This is a genomic window from Arthrobacter sp. NQ4, from assembly GCF_029077345.1.
Lineage (GTDB): Bacteria > Actinomycetota > Actinomycetes > Actinomycetales > Micrococcaceae > Arthrobacter.
The window spans coordinates 1-17,502 of sequence record NZ_JARETC010000006.1 but is presented as its reverse complement, the minus strand read 5'-3'; the positions used below and the strand labels follow the sequence as shown (position 1 = coordinate 17,502).

12 protein-coding genes and 1 pseudogene are annotated in these 17,502 nt (G+C 67.5%); 8 read left to right on the top strand and 5 right to left on the bottom strand.

Annotated elements, in window-relative coordinates:
- Window positions 1-198: 198 nt before the first annotated feature.
- From PUN51_RS11865 to PUN51_RS11855, 3 genes are all read right to left on the bottom strand, one after another.
- Entirely contained in the window at window positions 199-1,542 is a 1,344-nt protein-coding gene (locus PUN51_RS11865) for a DUF4192 domain-containing protein (RefSeq protein WP_275181039.1), read from the bottom strand.
- Between the two features lie 103 nt (window positions 1,543-1,645).
- Window positions 1,646-2,992, bottom strand: a complete 1,347-nt coding sequence (locus PUN51_RS11860; protein ID WP_159632195.1) for an MFS transporter — start codon at window positions 2,990-2,992, stop codon at window positions 1,646-1,648.
- 51 nt (window positions 2,993-3,043) lie between these two features.
- The gene (locus PUN51_RS11855) at window positions 3,044-3,982 is read right to left on the bottom strand and encodes a proteasome assembly chaperone family protein (RefSeq protein WP_275181037.1); all 939 of its coding nucleotides are present in this window, start codon (window positions 3,980-3,982) and stop codon (window positions 3,044-3,046) included.
- 256 nt (window positions 3,983-4,238) lie between these two features.
- On the opposite strand from PUN51_RS11855, the gene PUN51_RS11850 reads away from it, so the two are divergent.
- The 5 genes from PUN51_RS11850 (at window position 4,239) to PUN51_RS11830 (ending at window position 10,319) form a co-directional block, all read left to right on the top strand.
- Window positions 4,239-5,762, top strand: a complete 1,524-nt coding sequence (locus PUN51_RS11850; protein ID WP_159632197.1) for a leucyl aminopeptidase — start codon at window positions 4,239-4,241, stop codon at window positions 5,760-5,762.
- Window positions 5,763-6,015: 253 nt separating this feature from the next.
- Window positions 6,016-7,398: a dihydrolipoyl dehydrogenase gene (lpdA, locus tag PUN51_RS11845; protein WP_159632198.1), complete on the top strand. Its 1,383-nt coding sequence runs from the start codon at window positions 6,016-6,018 to the stop codon at window positions 7,396-7,398.
- A 114-nt stretch (window positions 7,399-7,512) separates the two neighbouring features.
- Window positions 7,513-9,252 carry a 2-oxoglutarate dehydrogenase, E2 component, dihydrolipoamide succinyltransferase gene (gene sucB / locus PUN51_RS11840; RefSeq protein WP_275181036.1) on the top strand — a complete coding sequence of 580 codons (1,740 nt, stop codon included), beginning with the start codon at window positions 7,513-7,515 and terminating at the stop codon, window positions 9,250-9,252.
- Between the two features lie 147 nt (window positions 9,253-9,399).
- Window positions 9,400-9,753, top strand: coding sequence for a hypothetical protein (locus tag PUN51_RS11835; RefSeq protein ID WP_224025693.1), 354 nt, complete (start codon window positions 9,400-9,402; stop codon window positions 9,751-9,753).
- 137 nt (window positions 9,754-9,890) lie between these two features.
- Complete coding sequence (locus PUN51_RS11830) at window positions 9,891-10,319, top strand: OsmC family protein (protein WP_018761077.1); 429 nt, start codon at window positions 9,891-9,893, stop codon at window positions 10,317-10,319.
- 81 nt (window positions 10,320-10,400) lie between these two features.
- Here PUN51_RS11830 and PUN51_RS11825 read toward each other — a convergent pair whose 3' ends face one another.
- Window positions 10,401-13,922, bottom strand: a complete 3,522-nt coding sequence (locus PUN51_RS11825) for a S41 family peptidase (protein ID WP_275181034.1) — start codon at window positions 13,920-13,922, stop codon at window positions 10,401-10,403.
- Between the two features lie 72 nt (window positions 13,923-13,994).
- On the opposite strand from PUN51_RS11825, the gene PUN51_RS11820 reads away from it, so the two are divergent.
- Complete coding sequence (locus PUN51_RS11820) at window positions 13,995-14,897, top strand: TIGR01777 family oxidoreductase (RefSeq protein WP_224025691.1); 903 nt, start codon at window positions 13,995-13,997, stop codon at window positions 14,895-14,897.
- A gap of 32 nt (window positions 14,898-14,929) precedes the next feature.
- On the opposite strand, the gene PUN51_RS11815 is transcribed toward PUN51_RS11820, so the two are convergent.
- Window positions 14,930-16,567, bottom strand: a complete 1,638-nt coding sequence (locus PUN51_RS11815) for a serine/threonine-protein kinase (protein ID WP_275181033.1) — start codon at window positions 16,565-16,567, stop codon at window positions 14,930-14,932.
- Between the two features lie 127 nt (window positions 16,568-16,694).
- On the opposite strand from PUN51_RS11815, the gene lipB reads away from it, so the two are divergent.
- Together lipB and PUN51_RS11805 are read left to right on the top strand one after the other, a co-directional pair.
- Window positions 16,695-17,372, top strand: coding sequence for a lipoyl(octanoyl) transferase LipB (lipB, locus tag PUN51_RS11810; protein ID WP_263422201.1), 678 nt, complete (start codon window positions 16,695-16,697; stop codon window positions 17,370-17,372).
- Window positions 17,369-17,502: pseudogene (locus PUN51_RS11805) on the top strand (lipoyl synthase); the annotation flags it as partial. The gene lipB and the pseudogene PUN51_RS11805, both read left to right, overlap by 4 nt.

Sequence of the window (17,502 nt, the reverse complement as noted above, 5' to 3'; positions counted from 1 at the left end):
GCTGTAATGTTCCCTCGCGGGGACGGTTACAAGCACTCGATACACGGACCCAACCGGGTCTCGGCATCCATTGTCTCATGATTTGCCCGGATCGGGCCTCCCCGGCCGTTATCCGTTCCCGCTGACACGCCATGGGCCGCCAAAGCCTGGCTTGTGTCCAGACCTCCGCCTGCGCCTGCCCTCCGCGTCCAGGGCCTCCTACCCGCCAGCCTGATCCCCCGCACCTTCCTCCGGGCTTTCCTCCCGGAACTTCTGCCAGGCAGCATCCTTCCGCGCAGCCCAGCCGCACAGTGTTCCCCGGCCCACGAGGTCCAGCAACAGCTCAGCAAGCCGGTAGTCCGGTTCAAGTTCAAGGGCCTGGCCCAGATAGGCGGCCGAATAGGATCCGCGGCCCCGGCACCATGAAACCCAGCCCTGAAGGGTCAGCGCGGCAACGGCCGGGCGGCCGCCCAGCACAGCCAATTGCCCAAGGACCCGGTCCAGCGCGTCCAGGCACTCCCAGTCGGGAACGTCCGGCGCCAGGCCCATCAGGACCTCGCCATATCCGACGGGCGTGGGGCCGGAAGTGCCCCGGGCGCCCTGCACCAGGCGCAACCGCCGGGGTACGGCAGCCGGGTCAGGCGTGCCGGCAGGTTCGTCCCGCATGCCGTTCCCCGGTGCCCGGCGGCCCGGGAAGTTCACCGGAGGCAACAGAGGCAGCGGCACCACTGCGGCTGCGCCGCCGTCCGCACCCGCATCCTGAAGGACTCCAAACTGTTCGGCTCCGGCTTCCGCAGCGCTGCGGCCGGCCGCTGCCATGACCAGCACAGCATCGCGCCAGGTGGGACAGAGCAGCGTGGCACGCAGGAAAGCGTCGCGCTCAACGTCGGGCATCCACGGCCCCGCATGGGACCGGTCCAGCAGCAGTTCCCAGAAGTCGAGCACGGCATTGAACTGTGCCCTGCATCCGGACCTGCCGCCAAGCTCCTCCTCCCAGGTGGCCTGTGCCTCAAGGACGGCGGCCAGATGCATGGCGGGGACCGCCGTCGCCGGGCCGCGGCCTGTCCGGGGAGCCGGGCCAACGCTGCTGCCCCGGTACACCATCTCAGCGTTCAGCAGGCTGTCCCTGATCTGCTGTACGGGGCGCCCCGGAACCGGGCAGCACGAAGGATCGGTGCATGACGCGTCGCGCCAGTAGCGGTCTCCCACAAACCAGGCATCGCGCACGGGCATTCCACCGTCGGCAAGGGCTGACTGGACCGCAGAGATCAGGTGCTCGTAGGCGGACGGCCGAACCATCCCGGCGTCGCTGGTGAAAACGGCCAGCAACGAGCCGTCAGCGTCCCGGTCTGCCTCGAGGTAGCGGCGGACGGCGCGGGCGAAACCGGCCGGGGCTGCCTGGATGTCCCGGCCGGGAAGGTCGAGCCGCAGCGTGGCGCCGAGCGTGGTGCCGTGCAGCGTCATGGCTACCAGGCTGGAGACCGGCCAATATCCCAGTGAGTGTGGGATGAAGCCAAGGATGTCTTCCGGACCGCGGACTGTTAATCGTTCTGAAGCTGTCATGGCTCCAGCTTTCGCCCGGACTCCGGCCTTCCGTAAGGCGATTCCCCGCGTAAGTGGACAAGTCTGCCCCCGGGCGGTCAAAACCCGGCCTGTGCAGGAGCAGTCAGTCGTCCGTAGGCGTTGTCTGGCGGCGGCGCGCCAGGCTTTCCCGGCGCTGCCGGGCCAGGGCGCTGCGCAGTGGCGGCACCACGATCCCCTGGTCGGCCATCTGCCGCCGTACCTTCCGCCGGCAGGCCAGGATGGCGGCGGCACCAAAAGCCAGGAGCAGGAACTGGACGCTCAATGCCAACCGGAAGGGATCCAGTCCGTACAGCACCCCCTGCGAGAAGCCGGAGGCGTAGAGGACGTCGAGCACCAGGCCGATCAGGAATATGGACACCAGTGCCGCGATGAAGCCGCCAACGTTGACGATCCCGGTGGCGGTGCCGATCCGGTGCGCCGGGTTGAAGGTCCGGGCGAAGTCGAAGCCGATCATCGATCCCGGGCCGCCGATTGCCAGCACCACCACCAGGCCGGCCAACAGCCACAGCGGAGCGCGGCCGGGCAACAGCAGCACGGCGGCCCAGGCTGCGGCGGTGCCGCCGGCGATCAGCAGGACCATGGTGGAACGCCGCAGCGGGTGCCGCGAAACGAAGCGCCCAATGAAGGGGCCCACCGCCATGGCGGCAGCGACGTAGAGCGCCATGAGGGCGGCGACGGTTCCGGCGTCCAGGCCCTGGCCGGAGATCAGGAACGGATAGCCCCAGGTCATGGCAAACACGGTGCCGGAAAACTGGATAGTGAAGTGGCTCCACATGCCCAGGCGGGTGCCGGGCTGGCGCCACGCACGGGCCAGCGACGCTCCGGTGGCCCGGAGGCCCTGCCGCGCGTGCGGCCTTTCGGTGCCCGGCGGAGCGTCCTGCAGCAGCAGGACGACCAGTACGACGGCGAGGGCGGACATCCCCGCCAGCATCAGGAACGCGGGGGTCCAGCCGGAGAGATGCAGGACCAGCGCGAAGGGCAGGACACTGAACAGCTGCCCCAACTGGCCGGACATGCCGGTCAGCTGGGTGACCAGGGGAACGCGGGCGGGAGCAAACCACAGCGGAATCAGCCGGATCACCGAAATGAAGGTCATGGCATCTCCGGCTCCCACCAGGACGCGGCCCAGGACGCCCCCCGGAATGCTGTCGGCAAAGGCCAGCTGCAGCTGCCCGAGTCCCATCAGGACCGCGCCGCCGGCGATCATGGCGCGCGATCCGAACCTGTCCACCAGCAGGCCCACGGGGATCTGGAGACCGGCGTAGACCAGCAGCTGCAGGACGGTAAAGAAGGAGATGGCGGACGCGCTGGCGTGGAACCGCTCCGTGGCCTCGAGTCCCACCACGCCGAATGAGGTCCGCTGCGCCACGGCCACCAGGTACCCGAAAATTCCAATGGTCCAGATAAGCCAGGCGCGGGGTGCAGTCACCACTTCATTATGCCCGGCGCGTGCGTGCACCCCGGATGCTGTGACGCCGCGCTACTGCCCGGGGTTCTCCCTGGCCAGGTAGGCCTCCACGGCGGCACCGAGGTCGTCGGCGTCGGGAAGCTCGTCGTTCTCGTTGGCCAGCAGCGACCGGCGCACCATGCCGTCCGCCTTCTCGTCGTACCGGGTTTCGAGGCGGGAAACCACCTGCTGGACTTCCTCGGACGCCTCGATCTGTTCGGCGATCTGGCGGCTGACCTCGCGGCCCGATTCGCGGAGCCGGTCAGTGGGCAGCATGAGGGACGTCGCAGCGCCCAGGTATTCCAGGCCGGCGACGGCGGCGGTGGGGTACTCGGCTTCGGCCAGGTAGTGCGGGACATGGATGACGTATCCGGCAACATTGCGTCCCGCCTCAACAAGGCGGAGTTCCAGGATGTGGCCCACAGCGGCAGGAACTTCAACGGTGGGCTTCCAGACGGAGATGCCTTCGATCAGCTCGGGCCGGTTTCCGTGCACGGTCACGCCTACCGGGCGGGTGTGCGGCACGGGCATGGGAATGGAGTGGATCCAGGTGACCAGGTTGACGTCGAGCTTCTCCACGATGTTCACGACGGCGCGGGCGAACCGTTCCCACTGCAGGTCGGGTTCGAAGCCGGCCAGGAGGAGGAAGGGCTTCCCCAGGCCATCCACCAGCCGGTAGAGGGCCAGCCGGGGCTCCTGGTAGTCCTGGATGTGGTCTTCGACGAAGCTCAGGTGCGGCCGCCGGGACCGGTAGTCGATCAGCTGGTCCGAGTCGAAGACCGCAACGGGCTGCGCGTCGAGGGAGTCCAGCAGTTCGGCGTTGATCTGCTTCACCACGTGGCCGGCGTCGGCAAACCCGGTGAAACCCATGACCATGTTCAGCCCCTGGAGTTCAGGGCTGTGGAACAGCTCAATGTTGCTGGCATAGAGCGCGTCGGGGTCCAGCAGGGAGCCGGAAATCCGTTCAAGCACGGCATGTTCCTTTCAGGGGTGCGGGTGGACATCATTCATAACGCGGCAGGCGCACCGGGCATTCCGCCGGCAGGTGTGGCGCACCTCTCAGGAAATTCTCCGGCGGCACCGCGTAAGGGCTACGATCGGAACTGGCCTGCCAGGCGGGCTTGCATCCACCCCGGGACCGTCCGGAACGGCCGGATCCGGGCCACCATGGCAGAGCGCCCAACATGCATCCCTGCCCGAACATTTCGAGAATTGAGGACTCATCCCTGTGGTCAAGAATACTGAAGTCAACCTTAGTACCGTCTCGCGGGACCTTAAGAAGAGCCCCAGCGACGCAGTGGTCATCGGGGTGGGGCAGGGAGCCGATGGCCCGGTCCTTCTGGACAACCCGTTGACGGCGAAGTCCGCGGAGGCACTCGCGGACTCGCTCAAGGCACTTGGGGTGACCGGTGCTGCCGACCAGCTGGTCCGCCTGCCGGGCCTGCCCGAAACCGGGGCAGGCATCCTGGTCCTCGCCGGCGTCGGCAAGGTTCCCGCCGCCGGAACGCTCACGGGCGAGTCGCTCCGCCGGGCAGCGGGGTCCGCCGTCCGGCAGCTGGCCGGCCTGGCCACGGTTACCCTGGCATTCCCCACCGCCGGGGTGCAGGACATCGCGGCGGTCGCGGAAGGTGCCGCACTGGGCGCCTATTCCTTCACCGAGTTCCGTTCCTCGACTGACGGGCTGAAGGATCCTGTCCGCAACGCCGTGATTTTCACCGAACTGGCGGCCAGCGCGGACCTGGACGCGGCCCTCAAGCGTGCCGGGCACGTTGCCAAGGCCGTGAACAACACCCGATCCCTCGTCAACACGCCGCCCAGCCACCTCTACCCGGAATCTTTCGCGGAGGCCGCCAAGGAACTGGCCAAGGGCCTGCCCGTCAAGGTGACGGTCTGGGATGAGAAGCGCCTTGAGAAGGAAGGCTTCGGCGGAATCATGGGCGTGGGCAAGGGCTCCACGCGCCAGCCCCGCCTGGTCAAGGTCGAGTACGCCCCCGCCAAGGCCACCGCCAAGATCGCCCTCGTCGGCAAGGGCATCACGTTCGACACCGGCGGAATCTCGCTCAAGCCTGCCCTGAACATGGGTGACATGAAGAGCGACATGGCGGGCGCCGCCGTCGTCCTTAACACTGTCCTGGCCCTGGCCGGCCTGGGCCTGCCGGTCAAGGCGACCGCCTGGCTGTGCATCGCCGAGAACATGCCCGGCGGCGGCGCCTCACGCCCTGCCGACGTCCTGACCATGTTCGGCGGCAAGACCGTGGAAGTGCTCAATACCGACGCCGAAGGCCGGCTGGTCATGGCGGACGGCATCGTCGCTGCGAGCCGCGAATACCCTGACGCGATCATCGACGTCGCCACCCTCACCGGCGCGCAGCTGATCGCGCTGGGGAACCGCACCGCGGGAGTCATGGGCTCGGACAGCGTCACGGGGGCGCTCAAGGCAGCGGCTGACCGTGCCGGTGAACTGGTGTGGCCCATGCCCCTGCCGGAGGAACTGCGCCCCACCCTCGATTCCCAGGTGGCAGACCTGGCCAACATCGGCGAACGGCATGGCGGCATGATGACCGCAGCCGTGTTCCTGCGCGAATTCGTGGGTAAGGACAAGGCAGGCGAACAGATCCCCTGGGCGCACATCGACATCGCAGGACCGTCGTTTAACAACGGCAGCCCGTACGGCTACACGCACAAGCAGGGCACCGGATGCACCGTCCGTACCCTGGTGGCCTACGTGGAGGACATCCTGGCCGCCGCCTGAGAACGGCTGCAGCCCCGGTGCCACGCGGCTCTGCGGCCAGGTGATCCCTGTGCCACAGAGCCGCGTGACACTGGACACAAGCGCTCCACAAACGCAGTGCCAAGGTGGAGCATGGATAGGTGGTTCGCTAAGGTGAACCACGGTAGTCACAAATGCAAGAGAGTTGCCCTGCTGACATAATCACGGCAGTGCAAGTTCCAAGACCAGATGATGCGCGCTGATCGCGTCATCGTTCACGCGAGGGAGCGTTTTAGTGGCCGATCAGGCAACTGCGCAAGAATTCGACATCCTGGTACTCGGTGGCGGCAGCGGCGGATACGCTGCAGCGCTGCGTGCGGTACAGCTCGGCCTCACCGTCGGCCTCGTGGAGAAGGGCAAGCTGGGCGGCACCTGCCTCCACAACGGCTGCATCCCCACCAAGGCCCTGCTGCACTCCGCAGAGCTGGCCGACCACGCCCGTGATTCCGCCAAGTACGGCGTGAACGTCACCCTCGACGGCATCGACATCAACGCCGTCAACGCGTACAAGGACGGCATCATCGCCGGCAAGTACAAGGGCCTGCAGGGTCTCATCAAGTCCAAGGGCATCACCGTCATCGAGGGTGAAGGCAAGCTCCAGGGCACCGACACCGTCGTGGTGAACGGCACCGCCTACAAGGGCAAGAACATCGTCCTGGCCACCGGCTCCTACTCGCGCACCCTTCCGGGCCTCGAAATCGGCGGCAAGGTCATCACCTCCGACCAGGCGCTGACCATGGACTACATCCCCAAGAGCGCCATCATCCTGGGCGGCGGCGTCATCGGCGTCGAATTCGCCTCGGTCTGGAAGTCGTTCGGCGTGGACGTCACCATCGTTGAAGGCCTGCCCTCCCTCGTTCCCAACGAGGACGCCACCATCATCAAGAACTTCGAGCGTGCCTTCAAGAAGCGCGGCATCAAGTTCTCCACCGGCGTCTTCTTCCAGGGCGTGGAGCAGAACGACGACGGCGTCAAGGTCACCCTGGTGGACGGCAAGACGTTCGAAGCAGACCTGCTGCTCGTCGCCGTCGGCCGCGGCCCCGTCACGGCCAACCTGGGCTACGAGGAAGCCGGCGTCACCATCGACCGCGGCTTCGTCATTACCAACGAGCGCCTCCACACCGGCGTCGGCAACATCTACGCCGTCGGCGACATCGTCCCCGGCGTGCAGCTGGCCCACCGCGGCTACCAGCAGGGCATCTTCGTGGCCGAGGAAATCGCCGGCCTGAAGCCTGTTGTGGTCGAGGACATCAACATCCCCAAGGTCACCTACTCCGAGCCCGAAATCGCCACCGTTGGCTACACCGAGAAGGCTGCCAAGGAAAAGTTCGGCGACGACCAGGTCCAGACCCAGGAATACAACCTGGCCGGCAACGGCAAGAGCTCCATCCTGGGCACCTCCGGCCTGGTCAAGCTGGTCCGCCAGAAGGACGGCCCCGTGGTGGGCGTCCACATGATCGGCGCCCGCATGGGCGAGCAGGTGGGCGAGGCCCAGCTGATCGTGAACTGGGAAGCATACCCCGAGGATGTGGCGCAGTTGCTGCACGCCCACCCCACCCAGAACGAAGCCCTCGGCGAAGCGCACCTGGCGCTGGCCGGCAAGCCGCTGCACGGCTAGTTCCCACCAGCATTACCAGGCCTGGTGCACCCGGTCGCGCAGACCGGGTGCACTAGGCTTCCAACAAGGCAGCAATCATTCGCACTAAAGATCAATAAGGAGAACGGGGACGACATGTCTGAATCCGTTAACTTGCCCGCCCTCGGTGAGAGTGTCACCGAAGGAACCGTCACCCGCTGGCTTAAGCAGGTAGGTGACCGGGTAGAGGTGGACGAGCCGCTGCTCGAAGTCTCCACCGACAAAGTAGACACTGAAATCCCCTCTCCTGTAGCTGGCGTGATTGAAGAAATCCTGGTCGCTGAAGATGAGACCGCCGAGGTAGGCGCACCGCTGGTCCGCATCGGTGACGGCTCCGGCGGCGGTTCCGCCCCGGCCGAAGAAGCTCCCGCGGCCGCTCCGGCACAGGAGGCTCCCGCACAGGAAGCCCCCGCTGAAGCAGCGCCCGCACAGGAAGCACCTGCCCAGGAAGCGCCCGCCCAGGAAGCTCCGGCTGCCGGCGGCGAAAGCCACGAAGTAACCCTCCCCGCACTGGGTGAGAGCGTCACCGAAGGCACCGTCACCCGCTGGCTCAAGGCCGTAGGCGACTCCGTCGAGGTCGACGAGCCCCTGCTCGAGGTTTCCACCGACAAGGTTGACACCGAGATCCCCTCCCCCGTTGCCGGCACGCTGCAGGAAATCCGGGTCAACGAGGACGAGACCGCCGAGGTTGGTTCCGTACTTGCCGTTATCGGCTCCGGCGCCCCCGCTGCCGCTGCCGCGGCTCCGCAGGCTGCGCCCGCCGCTCCCCAGCAGGAAGCCCCCAAGCAGGAAGCTCCCAAGCAGGAGGCTCCCGCTCCGGCGGCGGCACCGGCCCCCGCCGCAGCTCCGGCGCCCGCCCCGCAGGCTGCCCCGGCAGCCCAGGAAGCCGCGCCGGCTGCAGGTTCTGAATCCGGCTACGTCACTCCCCTGGTCCGCAAGCTGGCAAACCAGCACGGCGTGGACATCTCCTCACTGTCAGGCACCGGCGTTGGCGGCCGCATCCGCAAGCAGGATGTCATTGCCGCCGCCGAAGCCAAGGCTGCCCCGGCAGCGGCTCCGGCAGCAGCCCCTGCCGCTTCCGCCCCGGCCGCGTCGGGTGCAGCAGCCTCGTCGCTGCGTGGAACCACCCAGAAGGCTCCCCGCATCCGCCAGGTCATCGCCCGCCGCATGCGCGAGTCCCTCGAGGTCTCCACGCAGCTCACGCAGGTGCACGAAGTGGACATGACCAAGGTCGCCAAGCTGCGCGCCCGTGCCAAGAACTCGTTCCAGGCACAGAACGGCACCAAGCTGACCTTCCTGCCGTTCATCGCCAAGGCAGTGGCCGAGGCCCTCAAGCAGCACCCCAAGCTCAACGCTGCATACGACGAGGACAAGCAGGAAATCACCTACCACAACGCCGAGCACCTGGCGATCGCCGTCGACACCGATAAGGGCCTGCTGGTCCCGGTCATCTCCGACGCCGGCAACCTGAACCTCGCCGGACTGGCCGGGAAGATTGCCGATGTTGCTTCGCGCACCCGCGACGGCAAGATCGGTCCGGACGAACTGTCCGGCGGCACGTTCAGCATCACCAACATCGGTTCGGTGGGCGCACTGTTCGACACCCCGATCATCAACCAGCCGCAGGTTGGCATCCTGGGCACCGGCGCGATCGTCAAGCGCCCCGTTGTGGTTGCCGACGAAAACGGTGACGACTCGATCGCCATCCGCTCCATGATGTACCTGTCCCTGACGTACGACCACCGCCTGGTGGACGGCGCCGACGCGGGCCGGTTCCTCCAGACCCTGAAGGCACGCCTCGAAGAAGGCGCCTTCGAAGCGGACCTGGGGCTGTAACAGCCAGCCACGAACGACGGCGGCGGGTGCCAACGGTGGGATAACCACCGGCGGCGCGCGCCGCCGTCGTTGTTTAACAGGCACCCGGCACGGGTGGACAGCGTGGCTTTGCTACGGGCTGTAGAACTGACTGGCTAAGCTGGAGCCATGACTATCCTCTTTAACATCCTGGTTTTCCTCCATGTGGTGGGCGCGGCCATGATCGTGGGCTACTGGATCGCCACGATGCGGACCCCCACCGTGCACCCGCGCCAGCGTGATGGCGCTTTCCTGCAGCTGCTCACCGGCATCGCCATGATGGGCATCCTTCCGTTCCTGCCGGACAAGGACCCCAACTACGCCAAGCTGGGCATCAAGTTCGTTATCGCCATTGTGGTTGCCGTCCTGGCTGTGATCGGATCCCGCAAGGTCAAGAAGGGTGAGCCGGTCTCCACCGGACTCGCGCACGGCGTCGGCGGCCTGGCCCTGGTCAACATCGCCATCGCCACGATCTGGCAGTAACGGCCCCGTCCGGACCGCCGGTCATAATCCTCTGAGAGCGGATTATCCGTGCATGGCAGGTGCCGGATCCCTAGGATGGGAAACGGTGGGCCCGGCCATGCTGCCGGACCCGGACCGAATCGACGTTGAGGAGAGACATGGCTACAACACGCAACGCCCACACCGTATGGACCGGAAGCCTGACCGAGGGCTCGGGGAACACCACCCTGGACAGCTCGGGCCTGGGAACCTTCGATGTCACCTGGAAGGCCCGCACGGAGGCTGCCGGCGGAAAGACCAGCCCGGAAGAGCTGATCGCAGCCGCCCACTCGGCTTGCTTCTCCATGGCCTTCAGCCACGAACTCAGCCAGGCGGGCTTCACGCCGGAAGAGGTCAACACCAAGTCGGAAGTTGGCTTCCAGCCCGGAACCGGCATCACCGGCAGCCACCTGACCCTCAACGCCCGTATCCCCGGCATCTCGGAAGAAGACTTCCAGCGCATTGCCGAGGCCGCCAAGAAGGGCTGCCCGGTGTCCCAGGCCCTGGCCGGCATCGAAATCACCCTCGACGCCACGCTGCAGGCCTAGGCCGCACGGCCCCGCACAACACCAAAGGCCCTGCCCTTCCGGGATTCCGGAAGGGCAGGGCCTTTGTTGCTGCCGGTGAGGTCAGCCGTCCTGCCGGCGCGCCGGCAGCGGAGCAGGCAACAGTTTCCGGTAGCCCGAGCGGGCCGGAGGCCGGTCAGTGGGCAGTTCCTGGATCATTTCCTTCAGCGCACCGATGCCGTACTCCAGCTGGGGATCCCGTCCGGCAGCGTACGCGTGCGGCGGGTAGGTCACCTCGATGTCCGGATCAACGCCGTAGTTTTCCACGCTCCAGCCCACGCCGCCGCTGAACCAGTTGGCGTAGCGGGGCTGGGTGACGCCAGTGCCGTCCGCCAGCGTGAAGCGGTTGTCGATTCCAACAACACCGCCCCAGGTGCGCGTTCCGATCACGGGGCCGATGCCGCGCAGTTTCGAGACCTGGGTGATGATGTCGCCGTCGGACCCGGCAAATTCGTCCGCAAGGATGATCACGGGCCCCCTCGGCGCGTGGTGCGGGTAGGTGCGTGGCTTCTCCCCGCGCGGCATGCTCCATCCCGTCACCTTGCGGCCGATGAGTTCAGCGACAAGCTGCGAGGTGTGTCCCCCACGGTTGCGACGCACGTCGACGATCAGGCCATCGAACGCGGTTTCCGTGTCCAGGTCCCGGTGCAGCTGGGCCCAGCCGTTGGCCATCATGTCCGGAATGTGCAGGTAGCCGAAGGTTCCGTTCGACGCCTCCCGGACGGTCCGCCGGTTGCCCGCCACCCATTCCTGGTACCGCAGGCGCTCCTCATCCTTGACAGGCACGACGGCGACCCGGCGCTGGGTGCCTTCAGCACCGCCATGCCCGGGCCCGTTGAGAAGGGTAAGCTCCACGGCGCGGCCGGCAGCCCCGACCAGCTGCATGGCGGGTGTGATGTTTTCGGACAGCGGGACGCCGTCGACGGCCAGCAGGATGTCCCCCGCCTTGGCGCCGACGCCCGGCCTGGTGAGCGGGGAGGTGGCCAGCGGGTCTGAGGACTCGCCCGCCAGGATGCGGGTGATCTCCCAGCCGCGGGCGGTGTGCGTGAGGTCGGCGCCGAGCCTGCCTTGTCCGCGGCTGCCGCGTTCGGTGACGGCGGCAGGGCGCACGTAGGCGTGGGAGGTTCCCAGTTCGCCGTGCAGTTCCCACAGCAGGTCCACCAGGTCGTCATGGGACCCCAGCCGTTCCACCAGGGGCCGATACCGGGTGTGGATGGACTCCCAGTCCTGGCCGGCCATGTCCTCGGTCCAGAAGAAGTCGCGCTGCAGGCGCCAGGCCTCGTCGAAAGCCTGTCCCCAGACGCTCAGCGGATCCATCAGGACACGGATCCGGCCCAGGTCCACCTTGACCACCTTGCCGGATTCCTCATCCGCCTTGGCGTCCGACGGAACCACGGTCACCTGCTTGTCGGCAACGATCACCACTTTGCTGCGGTCACCGGAGAGGCGGTAGCTGTCCACGGAGTCCACCAGGGTTGCCTGCTTGCGCCGGGCGATGTCGTACCGGACCAGGCTGGGACGGGCGTCCTTGTCCTCCTGGCTGGCCTTTCCGTCGCCGGTGACGCCCGCCAGGACGGAGTCGAGCCAGAGGAGTGCCCCGTCAACGGCCTTCAGCGAGCTGTAGTTGCCCTGCGGCACGGGAACGCCGATCACGCGGTGGGCCAGGCCCTCCGCGTCCACCGTGACGGCAGGCACGGCATTGTCCCCGGCCTCGTCTGCGTCCGTGGATTTTGCGTCCGCGCCGGCGTCCGGTTCCCCGCCCGCGGGATCAACCGAAGGGCCAAAGGGCGACGGCGTCTCAGCCGTCAGTGCCACCAGGTACGGCTTGATGGGGCTGGGGAAGGAAAGGTCGAACGAATGCCCGTCGTACACGGGGTCGAAGCTGCGGTTGGACAGGAAGGCAAGGAATTTGCCGTCCGGCGTGAAGGCCGGGGAGGCGTCGCGGAAGCGGCCGTCGGTGACATCTACGGGTTCGGCGTCGAGCCGGTCCACGGTGGCCAGGCGCAGCCGGCTGCGCGAACCGAAAGAGGTGACAGGCTCCGACCATGCCAGCCAGCGGGAATCGGCGGACCAGGCCAGTTCCGAGATACTGCCTTCCCCGATGCTGGCGACCTGTGTGAGGTCTCCGCTGCGGGTGTCCACGACGAACACGTCACCAAAGGAGGTCCCGAGGGCAACCCAGTGGCCGTTGGGGCTTGCCTCCAGGGAACTGGCCCGGGACGGCGTCGGGACGGTGATGCCTGGCCCCGCCGTGGTTGCCTGGGCGTCAGCCACGGGTGCTGCGGCCTGTGGCGCCACGTCCGCCTGCTGCTCGTCATCGGAGGGAACGTGGACCGTGGCGGCCGCCGGCGCCTTGGCGCCGGACGCCGGAACAGGCTGGGGAAGGCTGACCGCTTCCGCGTCCTCCCCGCCGGTGGCTGCCGCCTCCGCGGAAGCGTTGGCCGCAGCAGTCGGGGTGTTGTTCGGCGCGTCCACCTTCCCGGCAGTGTGCGGGACGGGTGTGGCGATGTCCTTGATCTGCAGTGCTTCCACACCGTCGTGGTCGGCGATGTAGGCGATGCGGCCGTCCCCCAGCGGCCTGGGCAGCCGCCCCCGGACGCCCGGGGTGGCCTCGATGATGCGGGACGGACCGTCCTTGTGCCGCAGCCAGTGGATGGTGCCGTGGGACTCCACCGCACTGGCGGCACCCGCAGTGTCCGGTGCCACCGCGCCCAGGTGCTTGACGGCGTCGAGCAATGCGGGGCGGCGGGTCTGTGAGGCGGAGCCGAGGGTGATGTCGAGCTTGACCGCGTCTGCGGCAAGGCCGTGGAGGACCCAGAGTTCGCCTGCGGATTCGAAGATCACCCGCTTGCCGTCCGTGGCTGCATGCCGGACGTAGAAGTCCTGGTGGTCGGTGTGCCGGCGCAGGTCCTTGCCGCTGGGAAGCACCGAATACAGGTTGCCGTAGCCCTCGTGGTCTGACAGGAAGGCGATCCGGCCCTCCACCCACAGCGGATCAGTGAGGTTGCCGTCGAGGTCCGGCAGCAGGCGTTCGAACTCGCCGTTGCCGTCGCGGTCGATCCACAACTTTCCGGCCGTTCCGCCGCGGTAGCGCTTCCACCACGCCGGCTCACGGGAGAGCACGCTGGCCAGCACTACAGGGCGTTCGTCGCCTACCTCGGGACCGAAGGCAACGGACTCCACCGGCCCGTACGGGAGCTCCTGGGCCCAGCCGCCCTCAAGCGGAACGCTGTAGGCGTGGGTGTGCCGGCTCTCAGCCTGGCGGAAGGCGCTGGTCACCACCACGGAACCACCGGTGGTGAACCCCTTGACCTTGGTGGTGCTGTGGCCAAAGTAGGTGAGCTGCCGGTACCCGCCGCCGTCCACCTGTGCGGACACTACCTCCGGCGCCGTTCCCTGGACTACGGTCCACACCAGGCGCTTGCCGTCCGGGGTGAATCGCGGGTTGCGGGCAGGAAGCTGGAGCGAGGAAACACGCCAGGCGCGGCCGCCGTCCAGGGGCGCAATCCACACGTCATCCTCGGCCACGAAAGTGACCAGATCGCCGTGCAAATGCGGGAAACGGAAGTAGCTGGAAGAGGTCATCGTTCGATCATAGTCAACCCCCACCCGCCCCGCGGGAGATACACAACCCGCGCCGCCGTGGTGAGATGGACCATGCACATCGTCATGGCCGGCGCCTCGGGGCTCATCGGCACTTCCATGTCCGCGGCATTCCGCAATGCCGGCCATTCGGTGGTGACGCTGGTCCGCCGGCCCCCTGCCAGCGCCGCCGAAGTCCGCTGGGACCCTGCGGCCGGCGTCCTGGATCCGGGCGCACTCTCGGGCGCTGACGCCGTCGTCAACCTCTCCGGAGCGGGAATCGGCGATAGGCCATGGACGCGCAGGCGGGTGGAGGAACTCTTCAGTTCCCGCCTGGGACCAACCAGGACCCTGGTGCAGGCAATGGCACGGGCTGATATGCCACCGGCCACCTTCATCAGCCAGTCCGGTTCGGGCTATTACGGCGATGCGGGCAATACGGTGCTGCGGGAAGATGCGGCGGCAGGTGAGGGGACACTCCCGCAAATCTGCATTGAGTGGGAGCAGGCCGCCCTTATGGCGCCGCCGGGAGTGCGGGTGGTAACGCCCCGGACCGGGGTGGTGTTCAGCCGCTCAGGCGGCGCATTGGGTAAGCTGCTTCCGCTGCTGCGCCTGGGCGTGGGCGGACCGTTCGGAAACGGCCGGCAGTTCTGGCCCTGGGTGACACTGCCCGATGTCTCGGCCGCTTTCCTGTTCCTCCTGGGCTCCCCGGTCTCCGGCCCGGTCAACCTCGCCGCCCCTGAACAGGCGGACGTCAATACCATCGTGGCAGCGCTGGCCCACGCGCTGCACCGCCCCGCCATCCTGCGGGTACCTGCCCCCGTGCTGCGCACCGTGATGCCCGGCCTGGGCGAAGAACTGTTGCTGTACAGCCAGCGGATGGAGCCGGCGGTCCTGACCGCCGCAGGGTTCACGTGGCAGCACGGGCACCTGGCAGATGCTGCCCGCTGGGTGGCTGGAAAGACCAGCGCCGGCTAGCCCTACCGGGGACTCCGGAGCGGAGTGCCGATTCACGGGCCCGGAAGGATGTCGGCTACCAGCCACCGGCCCTCCACGGAGACCAGCACCAGCCGAAGCAGCTGCGGCCTGGTGGGTGCCCCCGTGGCGACTACTGTGTCTCCGGCGTCCACCATCCGGTACCCGGAGGTAGCGGATACAGCCCGCACCACGGCATGGGCTTCGGTGCCCCCATCTTCGGCGGCGATCTCGGAAAGCGTGGTGGTGAACCCGGTGAGGCGCTGGCCGGATCCGGCAAACTGGCCGGCGACGCGCTGGTCAGCCGCGGCGGCGGTCGACCCGGGGGCATTCACCTCGGCCAGCAGTTCCACGCCCCCGCTGCTGAAGGCATAGCCGCGAAGCGCCGCCAGCCCCTGAACGGCTTCCACCGGATCAGCTGCTCCGGCCCGCCGCCGTGCGGCGTCCACGGGCAAGGGAAGCCCATTACCGCCGCCTGAATCGGCATCCGCACCCGTACTTGCACTTGCTGACGGCGCAGATGTTGGTGGCAGCCCCTGTGCGGCACCTTTAAGCCACGTGCCATCCCCTGCGGTCGCCGACAGCCACCACGCCACTGCCGCCACCGCGGCAATCAGCGGCATGACGGAGCGCAGCAGCACCCGCCGCGCCTGCCCACCAACGGGCCCGTCCACGTGCTTTCCCTTGGCCGGCGTGGTTGTCGCTGTTGCCGCTCCCGGCCGTGCGGACCAGCGGGATGTGGCCGCCCGGCGTCGCAGGCCCTGGGCTTTCGTTCGCAGTGCGCTGCGCTTTGACCCGACGGGAACGTGCCGCCGCGTCAACAGCTCAGGCAGGACAGTGGGGTGGACCGCGTCGGAAAGATCCACGGGCTGCGGTTCGGCGCTGCGGTAGACGGCCGTGGCCAGCGCCAGCGCGTCCGGGCGCAGGCGCCGCTCATCGTTCAGGCCTGCTTCCAGGGCAGCCGCGAGGTCTTTGGGAACCCCGGGAACCAACAGGGACAACGGCGGACGGTCGGCCGTGCGTCCCGGCGCTTCACCTGTGAGGCAGTACCACCCAAGGGCAGCCACCGAGTACACATCGCGTTCGGGCTGCAGGCCGGCACGGACCGCGTCCACCGGGGCGGGATCAAGGAATCCGCCCGTTCCCGCGGTGCCGGCGCCGCCCGGGTCCCCGAGCATCCGGGCGACGCCGAGATCTGACAGCATCGGTTTTCCCTGCCCGGTGAAGAGCACGTTTCCGGGCGAGACGTCGGAATGCGTGAAGCCTTTGCCGTGCAGGTACGCCAAGGCCTGGGCGATCGGCGTCAATACCGTGACCGTCTCCCCCACGCTGAGCCTGCCGCGGGCGGACACCAACTGGGCCAGGGAACCGCCGGCAGCATAATCCATGGTCAGGGCCGTACCATTTCCCGGCTCCGTCCCCTGCACCGCGTCGTGGGCCCGGATCAGGTGCTCGTGGTCCAGGACTGACAGGATGCGGATCTCCCGCCGCACCTCCTCCTCGGTAATGCCCGGGCTGCTGCGCGTCCCCCTCCCGGCGGCCCGGAAGCACTTGAGGGCGTATTCCTGTCCCGTCCGTTGTTCCCTGGCCAGCCACACGTCCGCGCTGCCGCCGCGGCCCAGCAGCCTGCCGACGTCGTAGCCGGGTACGTCGGGTGCCTGTACATCGTCCATGGTCCATGTCTAGCCGAGTTCCGTCCGGCCTGCAGAAGTTATCCACAGCCCCCGGGGTTGCAGTCACAAAGGGCAGGGCCGGTGAGCTTGGACACTAAACCGGGCCGGTGCGGCTGCGGGGTCTAAGCTGGATGCCATGACTCTTGAGTTTTCACAGCTGGGTCTTGCCCCCGACTTCGTTGATTACATGGAAGGCTGGGATGCCCAGCGCGAACTCCATGACAAAGTTGTCGCCGGAAGTGCGCCCAGCACAGTCCTTCTTTTGGAGCACGCCGCTGTATATACGGCCGGCAAGCTTACCGAGGACCACGAGCGGCCCTTTGACGGTACGCCGGTCGTCGCAGTGGACCGCGGCGGCAAACTGACCTGGCACGGCCCCGGCCAGCTGGTTGCCTACCCCATCCTGAAGCTGAAGAACCGCTCCGGGATCAGGGACTACGTGGAGCGGCTGGAAGAAATCATGATCACCGTCATGGCGGACTACGGCATCAAGGCTGAACGCATCAAAGGCCGCGCCGGCGTATGGATCAAGGCCGATTCCAAGGGCCCCGACCGCAAGATCGCGGCTATCGGCATCCGCGTCCTGAACGGCGTCACCATGCACGGCGTCGCCATCAACTGCAGCAATGACCTGGCGCCCTACGGCCAGATCATCGCCTGCGGCATCACCGACGCCGGAGTCACCACCATGTCCCTTGAAACGGGCAGGGAGATCCATCCCGCGGACATCGCGGAGCGGTTCGTGGAGGAATTCCGCAAGCACGAAGAAGCATTGGTTTCGAGCCCTGAAGGAGCTCTACTGTGACATTGGCACCTGAAGGCCGGAAGATGCTGCGGATCGAGCAGCGCAACGCTGCGGTCCCGGTGGAGCGCAAGCCGGAGTGGATCAAGGCCAAGGTCCAGATGGGCCCGGAGTTCGTCGGGCTGAAGAACCT